Source organism: Streptomyces sp. AHU1 (genome assembly GCF_045343905.1).
In the GTDB taxonomy this organism is placed as follows: Bacteria; Actinomycetota; Actinomycetes; order Streptomycetales; family Streptomycetaceae; genus Streptomyces; species Streptomyces triticiradicis.
Genome location: NZ_CP174283.1, coordinates 7,458,696 through 7,472,252 on the forward strand (window position 1 = coordinate 7,458,696; position 13,557 = coordinate 7,472,252).

The 13,557-nt window shown below is 72.3% G+C and carries 14 protein-coding genes; 8 read left to right on the top strand and 6 right to left on the bottom strand.

The genetic code is table 11. From position 1 onward, the window contains the following. Nucleotides 1-93: 93 nt before the first annotated feature. Nucleotides 94-960 (bottom strand): SCO6745 family protein, encoded by an 867-nt coding sequence (locus tag ACICHK_RS33035; RefSeq protein WP_406839767.1) that lies wholly within the window; start codon nt 958-960, stop codon nt 94-96. Between the two features lie 112 nt (nt 961-1,072). Between ACICHK_RS33035 and ACICHK_RS33040 the strand changes: the two genes are divergently transcribed. Next, complete coding sequence (locus tag ACICHK_RS33040; protein WP_406839768.1) at nt 1,073-2,026, top strand: GlxA family transcriptional regulator; 954 nt, start codon at nt 1,073-1,075, stop codon at nt 2,024-2,026. Nucleotides 2,027-2,122: 96 nt separating this feature from the next. Beyond that, entirely contained in the window at nt 2,123-2,758 is a 636-nt protein-coding gene (locus tag ACICHK_RS33045) for a DJ-1/PfpI family protein (RefSeq protein ID WP_406839769.1), read from the top strand. Between the two features lie 42 nt (nt 2,759-2,800). On the opposite strand, the gene ACICHK_RS33050 is transcribed toward ACICHK_RS33045, so the two are convergent. After that, the gene (locus tag ACICHK_RS33050) at nt 2,801-3,544 is read right to left on the bottom strand and encodes an enoyl-CoA hydratase/isomerase family protein (protein WP_406839770.1); all 744 of its coding nucleotides are present in this window, start codon (nt 3,542-3,544) and stop codon (nt 2,801-2,803) included. Between the two features lie 299 nt (nt 3,545-3,843). Between ACICHK_RS33050 and ACICHK_RS33055 the strand changes: the two genes are divergently transcribed. Continuing rightward, entirely contained in the window at nt 3,844-4,344 is a 501-nt protein-coding gene (locus ACICHK_RS33055; RefSeq protein ID WP_406841378.1) for an ATP-binding protein, read from the top strand. 17 nt (nt 4,345-4,361) lie between these two features. On the opposite strand, the gene idi is transcribed toward ACICHK_RS33055, so the two are convergent. The 4 genes from idi to galE all read right to left on the bottom strand — a co-directional run bounded on the left by idi (nt 4,362) and on the right by galE (nt 7,884). Continuing rightward, the gene (idi, locus tag ACICHK_RS33060; RefSeq protein ID WP_151474845.1) at nt 4,362-4,955 is read right to left on the bottom strand and encodes an isopentenyl-diphosphate Delta-isomerase; all 594 of its coding nucleotides are present in this window, start codon (nt 4,953-4,955) and stop codon (nt 4,362-4,364) included. Between the two features lie 123 nt (nt 4,956-5,078). Further along, entirely contained in the window at nt 5,079-5,609 is a 531-nt protein-coding gene (locus ACICHK_RS33065) for a GNAT family N-acetyltransferase (protein ID WP_151474844.1), read from the bottom strand. 224 nt (nt 5,610-5,833) lie between these two features. After that, nucleotides 5,834-6,772: a cation diffusion facilitator family transporter gene (locus ACICHK_RS33070; protein ID WP_151474843.1), complete on the bottom strand. Its 939-nt coding sequence runs from the start codon at nt 6,770-6,772 to the stop codon at nt 5,834-5,836. 131 nt (nt 6,773-6,903) lie between these two features. Further along, nucleotides 6,904-7,884, bottom strand: coding sequence for a UDP-glucose 4-epimerase GalE (gene galE / locus ACICHK_RS33075; RefSeq protein WP_406839771.1), 981 nt, complete (start codon nt 7,882-7,884; stop codon nt 6,904-6,906). A 319-nt stretch (nt 7,885-8,203) separates the two neighbouring features. Here galE and ACICHK_RS33080 point away from each other — a divergent pair, with 319 nt between their 5' ends. The 5 genes from ACICHK_RS33080 to ACICHK_RS33100 are packed head-to-tail and all read left to right on the top strand — an operon-like array spanning nt 8,204 to nt 13,436. Then, nucleotides 8,204-10,000: a DUF5941 domain-containing protein gene (locus ACICHK_RS33080; RefSeq protein WP_406841379.1), complete on the top strand. Its 1,797-nt coding sequence runs from the start codon at nt 8,204-8,206 to the stop codon at nt 9,998-10,000. Further along, the gene (locus ACICHK_RS33085; RefSeq protein ID WP_103549041.1) at nt 9,997-10,749 is read left to right on the top strand and encodes a sugar phosphate nucleotidyltransferase; all 753 of its coding nucleotides are present in this window, start codon (nt 9,997-9,999) and stop codon (nt 10,747-10,749) included. The genes ACICHK_RS33080 and ACICHK_RS33085 overlap by 4 nt, the downstream gene beginning before the upstream one ends. Further along, on the top strand, nt 10,737-11,798 hold the full coding sequence (locus tag ACICHK_RS33090; RefSeq protein WP_151474841.1) for an iron-containing alcohol dehydrogenase family protein: 1,062 nt from the start codon (nt 10,737-10,739) through the stop codon (nt 11,796-11,798). Before ACICHK_RS33085 ends, ACICHK_RS33090 begins: the two co-directional genes overlap by 13 nt. Beyond that, nucleotides 11,776-12,555, top strand: coding sequence for a CDP-alcohol phosphatidyltransferase family protein (locus ACICHK_RS33095; RefSeq protein ID WP_103549122.1), 780 nt, complete (start codon nt 11,776-11,778; stop codon nt 12,553-12,555). The genes ACICHK_RS33090 and ACICHK_RS33095 overlap by 23 nt, the downstream gene beginning before the upstream one ends. Beyond that, nucleotides 12,552-13,436, top strand: coding sequence for a glycosyltransferase family 2 protein (locus ACICHK_RS33100; protein ID WP_151474840.1), 885 nt, complete (start codon nt 12,552-12,554; stop codon nt 13,434-13,436). Before ACICHK_RS33095 ends, ACICHK_RS33100 begins: the two co-directional genes overlap by 4 nt. The last annotated feature ends 121 nt before the right edge of the window (nt 13,437-13,557 follow it).

The window sequence follows — 13,557 nt, forward strand, 5'->3', positions numbered from 1 at the left end:
CGGTACTCCGGGGGGCCGCGTGCCGCGGCCCGGCCCGGTCCGCGCCGCGGACGCCCCCTCCCGGCCGGCGTGGTCCGGAGGGGGCCGGACCGCTCACTCCTTGCCGACCATTCCCTCCGGGAACGCGCCCGCGGCGAGCGCCGTCATCAGCACGCCCCTCGCGATCTCGGTGAGCCGCTCGACCCCGGCGGCGCCCAGGTGCTCGTAGGGAGCACGGTCGAGGCGGTCCGTCCGGTCCTCGACGTCCCGGCGCAGCTCCGCGCCGGCCGGCGTCAGCTCGCCGTCCGCGTCGAGCAGCCCGCGCTCGCGCAGCCGCCCGGACGCCGCCTCCCAGTCCTGCCGGGACCAGCCGCGGGTGCCCAGCGCCCACCGGGGCGCCATGCCCTTGCCGGTCGCGGTGTGGCTCACCAGGGCCTCCACCGGGTCGAGCCCGGCGTCGAGCAGGACCGCGAGGTGACCGTCGCCCCGGTGCTCGCGCAGCAGGGTGGCCGCGTGCCAGAGCGCCAGGTGCGGGGCCTCGGGCACGGGAAGGTCCGCGTGCGCGGCGTACAGCGGGCGGGCGGTGCGGGTGCAGGCCTCGGCCGCGCGCAGGGCGAGCTTCGCGGCCTCGGCCACCTCCCCGGAGGCGATGACGTCCTCGCCGAGCAGCCGCCGGAGCGTCGCGTCCACGGCGCGCAGACGCGCCGCGAGCACCGCCTCCGGAGACGCGGTCCGCCACACGGCGGGCACGTGCCCGGCGACCAGTTCGTGCCGGAAGTTGAAGAACGTCGCCGTCACCGTGCCCGCGCCGACCGCGCCCATCGCGGCGGCCCGCACCGCGAAGTACGCGGCCCGTTCGTCCTCGATGCCGACCGCGGCCAGCTCACGGCCTAGATCGGGCGAGAAGTAGTGCGTCGAGTGCAGCGGATTGAGGACGTTGTGGCAGCGTCGGCCGGCGCGCTCCGGCAGGGGAGGGGTCATGCCCCGCACATTACCGACTGGTTGGTATGCCGTGAACCCCCGGATCCGCCATGGCAGGAAAGGTGGGGTTCTCGTCATTGCCGCCATCCGCGCACCGGCCGAGAATCGAGACATGCGAACGGTCCTGATCGTCCTCTTCGACGGCGTGCAGAGCCTCGACGTCACCGGTCCGCTGGAGGTGTTCGCGGGCGCCGAGAGCTACCGCGGCGGCTCGTACGGCATCCGCACGGCCTCCCCGGACGGCGCCCCGGTCCGCTCCTCCAGCGGTCTCGTCCTGGTCCCCGACCGGGCGCTCGCCGACGCGCCGGTCCCGCACACCCTGCTGGTCCCCGGCGGCAGCGGGACCCGGCGCCCGGACCCCGGCCTGATCGGCTGGCTGCGCGACCACGGCCCGCGCGCCGAGCGCCTGGTCTCGGTGTGCACCGGCGCCGCCCTGCTCGCGGCGGCGGGCCTGCTCGACGGCCGGCGGGCGACGACCCACTGGGCCCACTGCGACCGGCTCGCCCGTGACCACCCCGCGGTCACGGTCGATCCCGACCCCATCTACGTCCGCGACGGGAACGTGTCCACCTCGGCGGGCGTCACCTCCGGCATCGACCTGGCCCTCGCCCTCGTGGAGGAGGACCTGGGCCGTGACGCCGCCCTGACCATCGCCCGCCATCTCGTCGTCTTCCTCCGGCGACCGGGCAACCAGGCGCAGTTCAGCGCCCAGCTCGCCGCCCAGACCGCGCGGCGCGAACCGCTGCGCGAGGTCCAGCGGTGGATCTCGGAGCACCCCGGTGACGACCTGAGCGTCGAGGCGCTCGCGGTCCGCGCCCGGCTCTCGCCGCGCCACTTCGCCCGTGCCTTCCGCACGGAGACGGGCACGACGCCCGGCCGGTACGTCGAGCGGGTACGGCTCGAACACGCCCGCCGTCTCCTGGAGGACACCACGGACGGCGTCGAAGAGGTCGCCCGGACCTGTGGCTACGGCACGCCCGAGGCCATGCGCCGCGCCTTCGTGAAGCTCCTCGGCTCGGCACCGGCCGAGTACCGGCGCCGCTTCCGGCCGGCCGCCACCGGCTGACGGCCCCGGGCCTCGCCCCGCCGCCCCGCGCGGGCCGCCTCCCGGCGCCCGCTCCCCCTGAAACCCGCAGTACGCCCCTTCGCCGAAAGGACCCCGATGCAGATCGCCATCGTCCTCTACGACCGCTTCACCGCCCTGGACGCCGTGGGCCCGTACGAGACCCTCGGCCGGCTGCCGGACGCGGACACCGTCTTCGTCGCCGAGCGCACCGGCCCGGTCCGCTCCGACACCGGCCGGCTCGCGCTGACCGCGGACAGGAGCCTCGCGGAGGTGCCGCACCCGGACGTCGTGGTGGTACCGGGAGGGCCGGGCCAGAGCGACCAGATGGACAACCCGGTCCTGCTCGACTGGCTGCGGACCGCCGACGCCACCAGCCTCTGGACGACCTCGGTGTGCACCGGCTCCCTGCTGCTCGCCGCGGCGGGGCTCCTGGACGGCCGCCGAGCCACCTCCCACTGGCTGGCCCTCGGGCAGCTGGAGCGGTTCGGGGCCCGGCCCACGGGGGAGCGGGTCGTGTTCGACGGCAGGTACGTGACCTCGGCCGGTGTCTCCTCCGGCATCGACATGGGCCTCGCCCTGCTCGGCCGGATCGCCGGGGACGAACACGCCCAGGCCGTCCAGCTGTTGACGGAGTACGACCCGCAGCCGCCCTATGACGCCGGCTCCCCGGAGAAGGCGCCGGCGCACCTCGTCGAGGAGTTCCGGAACAAGAGCCGCTTCATCCTGACGTAGACGCGCGGACCCCCGGTACCGCCCACCGCGTCCCGGGAGCCCTCAGGGAGTCCAGGTGAAGCGCGGCTGCCTGCGCTCGAGGAAGGCGGCGACGCCCTCCGCGGTGTCGCCGCCGGTGCGTGCCGCCCGCGCCCAGTGGGCGTCACGGTCGGTGCGCCCGTTCACGAACTCCTTCGCCGCCGCCTGCGTCAGCAGCGAGCGCGCGGCCAGGACGCGGGTGAACTCCGCCACCCGCTTGTCGAGTTCGCCCTCGGGCAGCACCTCGTCCACCAGGCCGGTGCGCAGCGCGCGCTCGGTGTCGATCAACTCACCCGAGAACAGCAGGTACTTGGCGGCGGACGGCCCCACCAGTGCCGCCAGCCTCCGGGTGGAGGAAGCCGGATAGACGATGCCGAGCTTCGCCGGGGTCACCCCGAACAACGAGCCCTCCTGGGCGAACCGCAGATCGCAGGCGGCCGCGAGCTGGGACCCGCCGCCCACGCAGTAGCCCCGGATCGCGGCCAGTGTCGGCTTCGGGAACGCGGCGAGGGCCTCCTCGGCGAGCACGGCGAGGCCCTGCGCCTCGGCCGGCGACTCCCGCAGCGTCGAGATGTCGGCCCCGGCGCAGAACGTGCCGCCCTCGCCGGTGAGCACGAGCGCGTGCACGTCGGCGCGTGCGCCCAGCTCCTCCAGCAGGGGCGGCAGCGCCCGCCACATCGGTGTCGTCATGGCGTTCCGCTTGGCGGGGTGGTGGATGACGACGGTGGCGACCCCGTCGCCGACGTGGTGCAACAGCTGCGGCTCCATACGCCGGATGCTATCCGCACCGGCGGACCGGTTTCCGATCATGCTCCGGGACCGCCTCACGGGTGGAGGGGCCGTGCGGAACGGACCGGGTCAGCAGATGGGGCAAACCCGTACAACCCGAATAGTTTCGGAAGGCGATGCAAAAGTGGCAAGGGTTGTCGTAGAAACGACTTTATTTGGCATCGGTGATCAGAAATCGGCGATAATTGCTGACTTCTGTTCAGTCAACCGGTACGGACCGGCGCATTACCAACACTCGACGTGTGGTGACAATCGAGCGCAAGGGTGGCGACCGGACGATGGAGAACCTCGGGCGGGGGTCCGACCCGAGCCCCGAAGGCGGAGTCGTGACTCCCGACGTCAGATCGCCGGGACCGCTGCCGTACGAGGGGGTGTGGCGGTTCACCGCGGCCGCCGTCGACGCCTCGGTGCCGCAGGCGCGGCACGCCGTCCGCGATCTGCTGGTCCGCCAGGCGGTGCCGGTCTCGGACGATGTCGTTCAGGGACTGCTGTTGATCGTCTCCGAACTGGTCACGAACGCCGTCAAGCACGCGGCACTTCTGTCGCCGATGCTCGCCGTGGAGGTCGCGGTCGGCGCCGACTGGGTGCGGGTGTCCGTCGAGGACGACCACCCCTACCGCCCGACCGCCCTGGAGGCCGACCACGGCCAGACCGGCGGCCGGGGCCTGCTGCTGGTGCGCGAGATCACCAGGGAGTTCGGCGGAGGCTGCGACGTCGAGTACACCGCCAACGGCGGCAAGGTGATCTGGGCCGCCCTGCCGCTCGCTCCGGGCCTCTGAGCGTCCGGCGGACCGGGCTACCAGCCCGCGGACGGACCCGTCAGCTCCCGCATCGCCGGACGGGCCGCGTCCAGCACCGTCATGAACCATGCCGAGAAGGGTTCCTTCGCGTGCCGCTCCGCCAGTTCGGCCGCGGTCACGAAGGCCGTCGAGCCGACCTCCTCCGGATCGGGCCGCGGCGCGGACTGCACCATCCCGACGAACAGGTGGTTGTACTCCTGCTCCACCAGGCCCGAGTCCGGGTCCGGGTGGTTGTAGCGGACCGTGCCCGCCTCGGCGAGCAGCGTCGGCGACACCCCGAGCTCCTCGTACGTCCGCCGGGCCGCCGCCGCGAAGGGAGCCTCGCCCGGGTAGGGGTGGCCGCAGCAGGTGTTCGACCAGACACCGGGGGAGTGGTACTTGCCGAGCGCGCGCTGCTGCAGCAGCAGCCGGCCGTGTTCGTCGAAGAGGAACACCGAGAACGCCCTGTGCAGCTGTCCCGGGGCCTGATGGGCCGCGAGCTTCTCCGCCGTGCCGATCGTGTTGCCGTCCTCGTCGACCAGCTCCAGCAAGATCGCTTCAGCGGTGCCGTTCGACGAACTGTGCGTCGCGGTGGCAGGTGTGATCGGCATGCCCATCCTTCGCATCGGTTTTCCAGCCCCAAGTCTGCCGTACGAAACCGGCACTCCCGGCACTTCGTGACTCTCCGCATGTCCCGCCCCGGACGCCGGGGCGGGACACGCGGCTGACGTGGGTCAGACGCCGAAAGCGGCCGGATACCTGATCGTGCCCGGCGCCACCGGCACGGAACCGTCGAGGACGAGGGCCATCAGGTGTTCGGACGGCACGTCGAAACCGGCCCGGATGCCGTGGTCGGCCGCGGGCCCGAAGCCGAACCTCGGGTAGTACCCGGGATGCCCGAGCACGAGGACGAGCCCCTCGCCCCGCGCGCGTGCCGCCTCCAGCACCGCGCGGACGACGGCCGATCCGGCGCCCTTGCGATGCAGGTCGGGACGGACGGCCACCGGCGCCAGCGCGGCCGCCGGGACGTCGTCGACATGACAGCGGGTGATCAGGGCGTACGCCGCGATCGTGCCGTCCGGTGCCTCGGCGACGTACGACAGGCCGGGCAGCCAGGCCCCGGGATCGGCGCGGAGCGCGTCCACCAGATCGGCCTCCTCCGCCCGGTCGAAGGCGGCGGCGGTCACGGCGTGCACCTCGGCGAGGTCGGCGGAGGTCTCCTGGCGGGTGTGCCAGACGGTGCTGTGCGCTGTGTGGTCGGTCACTGTGGAAACCCTCGGGTGATGGGCCCGGCCGACGCGTCGAGGGAAACGGCGGGTCAGCCCCGGGCCCGGGAGACGGGGACACCGAAGTCGCTGCGCACGGCAGCGCCGGCCACGGCCGTCATCGACCCACCTCCTTGGGTCCCCGCCACGCTAGCAGCGCCCGCCCGGCGCCGCCTCCGGATTTCCCCGCGCCGGCCGCGCCCGGCGCCGGGCGCCGGGGCCCCTCAGTGGCAGAGCTTCGCCTCGTGCTCAGCGTGGCCGCTCGGCTCCAGCTGGAACGTGCAGTGCTCGACGTCGAAGTGGATCCCCAGGCAGCCCTGGAGCTCGTGCAGCATCTTCTCGTGGCCGATCGCGTTCAGGACGTCGGAGCTGACGACCACGTGCGCGGAGAGCACCGGCATGCCGGAGGTGATGGTCCAGGCGTGCAGGTCGTGGATGTCCTCGACCCCGTCGAGGGCCAGGATGTGGGCGCGCACCTCCGCCATGTCGACCCCCTTGGGCGCCGCCTCCAGCAGCACGTCGAGCGTCTCCTGGAGCAGCTTCCAGGCGCGGGGGACGATCATCAGCGCGATGGCGATCGAGGCGATCGGGTCGGCGGCCTGCCAGCCGGTGGTCATGATCACCACGGCGGCGACGATGACCGCCGCCGAGCCCAGCGCGTCCGCCGCGACCTCCAGGAAGGCGCCGCGCACGTTCAGGCTGTCCTTCTGCCCGCGCATCAGCAGCGTCAGCGAGACGGTGTTGGCGACCAGGCCGAACACACCGAACGCGATCGTCAGCCCGCCGTGGGTGTCCGCGGGCGTGATGAAGCGCCGGACGGCCTCGATCAGCACGTAGCCGCCGACGACGAACAGCAGCAGACAGTTGGCGAGCGCGGCGAGGATCTCGGCCCGCGCGTACCCGAAGGTGCGCTTCTCGCTCGGCGGACGCGCCGCGAAGTGGATCGCGAGCAGGGCCATGCCCAGCCCCAGCGCGTCCGTCGCCATGTGTGCCGCGTCCGCGACGAGCGCGAGCGAATCGGCGAGGAGACCGCCGAAGATCTCGACGACCATGACGGTGAGCGTGATCGCCAGCGCGACCCGTAGCCTCCCGCGGTACGCGGCCGTCGCCGTACCGGCCGGGGGAGCGCCGTGCGCGTGCCCGTGGTCGTGCCCAGCCCCCATGAAAGCCGCCTCCTGTGTTCCGCTCGGTCGTGTCAGTCAACTACGGGCGGGGGGTATCGGGCAACGCGGCACTGAACACCGTTGTCATATGCTCTGACCTGCGGAAACGATCCGCAGGTCAGAGCGTCGGGTCAGGCGCCGGTGATCTCCGGGTGGTGCAGCAGCCAGCCCTGCCAGGCCGACTCCACCATCTCGCGCACCTCCCGTCGCGCGCTCCAGCCCAGCTCGTCGGCGGCCAGGGCGGCCGAGGCGACCGCGCGGGGGGCGTCGCCGGGGCGGCGCGGTTCGACGAGGGGCCGCACGGTGTTCCCGGTGACCTCGGCGACGAGCGCCATGAGCTCCCGTACGGAGACGCCCTCGCTCCGGCCGATGTTCACCGTCAGGTCACCGCCCGCCCCGTCCGTCAGCCGCCGGGCCGCCGCGAGGTGCGCCTCGGCGAGGTCGGCGACGTGGATGTAGTCGCGTACGCAGGTGCCGTCCGGCGTCGGGTAGTCGTCGCCGAAGATCCGCGGGGCCTCGCCGCGGGTGAGGCGGTCGAACACCATCGGGACGATGTTGAAGATCCCGGTGTCGGCGAGCTCCGGCGAGGCCGTGCCCGCCACGTTGAAGTAGCGCAGGCACACCGTGGCGATGCCGTGCGCCCGTCCGGCCGCCCGCACCAGCCACTCGCCGGCGAGCTTCGTCTCGCCGTAGGGGCTCATCGGGGCACAGGGGGTGTCCTCCGTGATGAGGTCCACATCGGGGTTGCCGTAGACGGCCGCCGACGAGGAGAAGACGAACCGCTTGACGCCCGCTCCGGCCACCGCCTCCAGGAGCGTCGCGAGGCCGCCCACGTTCTCCTGGTAGTAGCGCGTCGGATCGGCCACGGACTCGCCGACCTGCTTGCGGGCGGCGAGGTGCACCACGCCCGTGATCCCGTACTCGGCCAGGACCCGCTTGAGCAGATCACCGTCCAGCGACGACCCCTGGACGAGGGGAATGCTCTCCGGGAGCCGGTCCGGCATCCCGGCGGACAGGTCGTCGAGGGCGACGACGCGCTCCCCGGCCTCCGCCATCGCCCGTGCCACGTGTGCCCCGATGTATCCGGCTCCGCCTGTGATCAGCCATGTCATGGACGCTCACCCTATGCGGGGCCGGCACCGGGTCCGGCCCGACCCGCTCCCGCGGCGGGCGGAGTGCCGTACGTCATGCCGGGAATGTTCCGGTCCGTGGAGCCGCGCTTGTGACCCGGGCCCGGGATCCCCGATGATGACCGCGGCACCCGCCGGACAAAATCGGCTGATCGGGCCGTGAACGGGTGGTGAACACCCGCTTCCGTTCATCGGATAGCCTCTGCCGACATGCCGCCGGGGCCGCCGCCGTGGACCGGGGGCCATCCCATCACGCACACGCCGGACGCCAGGTCGCGCCGGCACCCAGGGAGTGAGTTCGCTGCCGACCGCCATTCTCACCGGCCAGCCGGTCCCCGGGTCGTCGCTCGACGGCGATCTGCGGTCGCTCGGCTTCGACGTGCGTCTCGCGTCCGACGCGGGCGAGACCGAGGCCCTGCTCGCCGCCGTGCCGGCGGACGAGCGGGTCGCCGTCGTGGACGCCCGTTTCGTCGGGCACGTGCACGCCCTGCGCCTCGGTCTGACCGACCCGCGTTTCGCGGCCTCCGCCCTTCCCGGCGCCGTGTGCGTGCAGCCGGAGGCCCGGCGTGCCCTGACCCGCGCCGTGACCCGGGAGAGCGTGGCCGCGGGCAACGCCGCCGCGGCCCCGGAGGACCTCGTCGAACGCCTCGGCGAGGCGCTCGACGAGGACGGCCTCGCCGTGTACCGCCCCGAGCTCGGCACCCTCGTCGCCGCGGTCCCCGCGGATCCGCAGGAGCGCAACGGCGTCCGGCAGTCCGTCCTGGCCGTCGACGACGAGGCGGTACGGCTGCGCAGCGCGGTCAAGGCCCGCGACGGCTTCTTCACCACGTACTGCATCAGCCCGTACTCGCGCTACATCGCCCGCTGGTGCGCCCGCCGCGGCCTGACCCCGAACCAGGTCACCACCGCCTCCCTGGTCACCGCGCTGATCGCCGCGGGCTGCGCCGCCACCGGCACCCGCGCCGGCTTCGTCGCGGCCGGTCTGCTGCTGCTGTTCTCCTTCGTCCTGGACTGCACGGACGGACAGCTCGCCCGCTACTCCCTGCAGTACTCGACGCTGGGCGCCTGGCTGGACGCGACCTTCGACCGCGCCAAGGAGTACGCCTACTACGCGGGACTCGCGCTCGGCGCGGCCCGCGGCGGCGACGACGTGTGGGCGCTCGCGCTCGGCGCGATGATCCTCCAGACCTGCCGGCACGTCGTGGACTTCTCCTTCAACGAGGCCAACCACGACGCCACGGCCAACACCAGCCCCACCGCGGCCCTCTCGGACAAGCTCGACAGCGTCGGCTGGACGGTCTGGGTGCGCCGGATGATAGTCCTGCCCATCGGCGAACGATGGGCGATGATCGCCGTCCTGACGGCGCTGACGACCCCCCGTATCACCTTCTACGCGCTGCTCGCCGGCTGCGCCTTCGCGGCCACCTACACCACGGCGGGCCGGGTGCTGCGCTCGCTCACCCGCAAGGCGAGCCGTACGGACCGCGCCGCCGGGGCGCTGGTGGACCTCACCGACTCCGGCGCGCTCGCCGAGTACCTGACCCGCTTCACGGGCCGCCTCCCGCGCGTCGCCCCGGCCGTGGTCGCCCTCGTCGCCGGAGCGGTCGTCGTGACATGCGCCGCACTCGCCCCGTACGGCGGCTGGCTGCCCGTGCTCGGCGCCGCCGTGTACGTCCTGCTGTCGCCGGCGGCCCTGCTCAGGCCGCTCAAGGGCGCCCTGGACTGGCTGGTCCCGCCGTTCTACCGCGCGGCCGAGTACCTCACCGTTCTGGCACTGGCGGTCAACGCCGGGATGAACGGAGTGCTTCCCGCGGCTTTCGGCCTGGTGGCCGCCGTCGCCTACCATCACTACGACACGGTGTACCGCATTCGCGGAAACGCCGGAGCCCCCCCGCACTGGCTGGTGCGGGCGATCGGCGGGCACGAAGGCAGGACGCTGTTGGTCACCGTCCTGGCCGCGCTGCTCACCGCCGCACAGTTCAAGGTCGCGCTCACGGTGCTCGCCGTGGCCGTGGCGCTGCTGGTGCTCATCGAGAGCATCCGCTTCTGGGTGTCCTCCGGGGCACCCGCCGTACACGACGAAGGAGAACCTGCATGATCGGCCTTGTGCTGGCGGCCGGCGCCGGACGGCGTCTGCGTCCCTACACCGACACCCTTCCCAAGGCGCTCGTGCCGGTCGGTCCCGAGGGCGCGGAGGACTCCCTCACGGTCCTGGACCTGACCCTCGGCAACTTCGCCGAGATCGGTCTGACCGAGGTCGGCATCATCGTCGGCTACCGCAAGGAAGCCGTCTACGACCGCAAGGCGGCCCTCGAGGAGAAGTACGGCCTCAAGATCACGCTGATCGACAACGACAAGGCCGAGGAGTGGAACAACGCCTACTCCCTGTGGTGCGGACGTGACGCCCTCAAGGACGGCGTGATACTCGCCAACGGCGACACCGTGCACCCGGTCTCCGTCGAGCGGACGCTGCTCGCCGCCCGCGGCGAGGGCAAGAAGATCATCCTCGCGCTGGACACGGTGAAGAAGCTCGCCGACGAGGAGATGAAGGTCGTCGTGGACCCCGAGAAGGGCGTCCAGAAGATCACCAAGCTCATGGACCCGGCCGAGGCCACCGGTGAGTACATCGGTGTGACCCTCATCGAGGGCGCCGCCGCCGACGAGCTCGCCGACGCGCTGAAGACCGTGTGGGAGACCGACCCGCAGCAGTTCTACGAGCACGGCTACCAGGAGCTCGTCAACCGCGGTTTCAAGATCGACGTCGCGCCCATCGGCGACGTCAAGTGGGTCGAGATCGACAACCACGACGACCTCGCCAAGGGACGTGAGATCGCGTGCCAGTACTGACGAGGCTCATCCCCTCGCCGGTCGTCGTCGACATCCGTCCGGGTGCCCTGGACGATCTGGCGGGAGTGCTCAGCGACGAGCGCATCTCGCACTCGGGCAAGCTGGCCATAGCGGTCAGCAACGGCTCCGGGGCCCGGCTGCGCGAGCGGCTCGCCCCGGCGCTGCCGGGAGCCACCTGGTACGAGGTCGGTGGCGGCACGCTCGACGACGCGATCCGGCTGGCCGGTGACATGAAGTCCGGGCACTACGACGCGGTCGTGGGACTCGGCGGAGGCAAGATCATCGACTGCGCGAAGTTCGCCGCGGCGCGGGTCGGGCTTCCCCTGGTCGCGGTGCCCACGAACCTCGCGCACGACGGTCTGTGCTCGCCGGTCGCCACCCTCGACAACGACGCGGGCCGCGGCTCGTACGGCGTGCCGAACCCGATCGCCGTGGTCATCGACCTCGACGTGATCCGTGACGCGCCGGTCCGGTTCGTCCGGGCGGGCATCGGCGACGCGATCTCCAACATCAACGCGATCGCCGACTGGGAGCTGGCCAACCGCGTCACCGGCGAGAAGATCGACGGACTGGCCGCCGCCATGGCGCGCCAGGCGGGCGAGGCCGTGCTCAGGCACCCCGGGGGTGTCGGCGACAACGACTTCCTCCAGGTCCTAGCCGAGGCGCTCGTCCTCACCGGTATCGCGATGTCGATCTCGGGCGACTCCCGGCCGGCCTCCGGCTCCTGCCACGAGATCAACCACGCCTTCGACATCCTCTTCCCCCAGCGCGCGGCGAGCCACGGCGAGCAGTGCGGTCTGGGCGCGGCCTTCGCGATGTACCTGCGCGGGGCCCACGAGGACGCGGCGTTCATGGCCGAGGTACTGCGGCGGCACGGGCTGCCGGTGCTGCCCGAGGAGATCGGTTTCACCGTGGACGAGTTCGTGCAGGTCGTGGAGTTCGCTCCGCGGACCCGGCCCGGCCGCTACACGGTCCTCGAACACCTCGACCTGAAAACCCACCAGATCAAGGACATCTACTCCGACTATGCCAAGGCCATCGGTAGCTGAACTCCGCCCGGTCGTTCATCCCCCGGGGGTGAAGGACCGGCGCAGCGGTGAGCACTGGGCGGGACGTCTGTACATGCGGGAGATCTCGCTGCGCTGCGACCGCTACCTGGTGAACACCAGGATCACGCCCAACCAGCTCACGTACCTGATGACCCTCTGCGGCGTGCTCGCGGCCCCGGCCCTGCTGGTGCCGGGGATCGCGGGCGCGGTGCTCGGTGTGGTGATGGTCCAGCTCTATCTGCTGCTCGACTGTGTCGACGGCGAGATAGCGCGCTGGAAGAAGCAGTACTCGCTCGGCGGGGTCTATCTCGACCGGGTCGGCGCCTACCTCACCGACGCGGCCGTCCTCGTCGGTCTCGGCCTGCGCGCCGCGGACCTGTGGGGCGGCGGCCGCGTCGACTGGCTGTGGGCCTTCCTCGGCACGCTGGCCGCCCTCGGGGCGATCCTGGTCAAGGCGGAGACCGACCTCGTCGGCGTCGCCCGTCACCAGGGCGGGCTGCCGCCGGTGAAGGAATCCGCGTCCGAGCCCCGTTCGTCGGGGGTGGCGCTGGCCCGCAGGGCCGCCGCGGCGCTCAAGTTCCACCGGCTGATCCTCGGCATCGAGGCGTCCCTGCTGATCCTGCTCCTGGCCGTCGTGGACCAGATCAGGGGCGACCTGTTCTTCACCAGGCTCGGCACCGCCGTGCTCGCCGGCATCGCGCTCCTGCAGACCGTGCTGCACCTGGTGTCCATCCTCGCTTCGAGCAGGCTCAAATGAGTACGGCGACCAGGGTCGGCGCGGTGATCATCACCATGGGCAACCGCCCCGACGAGCTCAGGGCCCTGCTCGACTCCGTCGCCAAGCAGGACGGCGACCGCGTCGAGGTGGTCGTGGTCGGCAACGGCTCGCCCGTACCGGACGTCCCCGCGGGTGTCCGGACGGTCGAGCTGCCGGAGAACCTCGGCATCCCCGGCGGCCGCAACGTGGGCATCGAGGCCTTCGGCCCCGGTGGCACCGACGTGGACGTCCTCCTCTTCCTGGACGACGACGGCCTGCTGGCCCGCCACGACACCGCGGAGCTGTGCCGCCGGGCCTTCGCCGACGACCCCGAGCTCGGCATCATCAGCTTCCGCATCGCCGACCCCGACACCGGTGAGACCCAGCGCCGCCACGTCCCGAGGCTGCGCGCCGCCGACCCGATGCGCTCCTCGCGCGTCACCACGTTCCTCGGCGGTGCCAACGCGGTCCGCACGAAGGTCCTCGCCGAGGTCGGCGGGCTCCCGGACGCCTTCTTCTACGCCCATGAGGAGACCGACCTCGCCTGGCGGGCCCTCGACGCCGGCTGGATGATCGACTACCGCTCCGACATGGTGCTGTACCACCCGACGACCGCCCCCTCGCGGCACGCGGTGTACCACCGGATGGTGGCCCGCAACCGCGTCTGGCTCGCCCGCCGGAACCTCCCCGCGCCGCTCGTCCCGGTCTACCTCGGCGTCTGGATGCTCCTGACGCTGCTGCGCCGCCCCTCGCGGGCCGCTCTGCGGGCCTGGTTCGGCGGATTCGGGGAAGGCTGGAGGAGTCCGTGCGGACCGAGGCGCCCCATGAAGTGGCGCACGGTGTGGCGGCTGACCCGACTGGGCCGGCCTCCGGTCATCTGACAAGCTCGTTCCTGGGAGCACCCGGACACCACCCGGTCCCGGCTCATGCCGGTGCCCGGCCGGCCGTGCGCCTCTCGAAGACGAAAGTTTCCTCTTGTGAGTACGACGCATGACGGCGGCA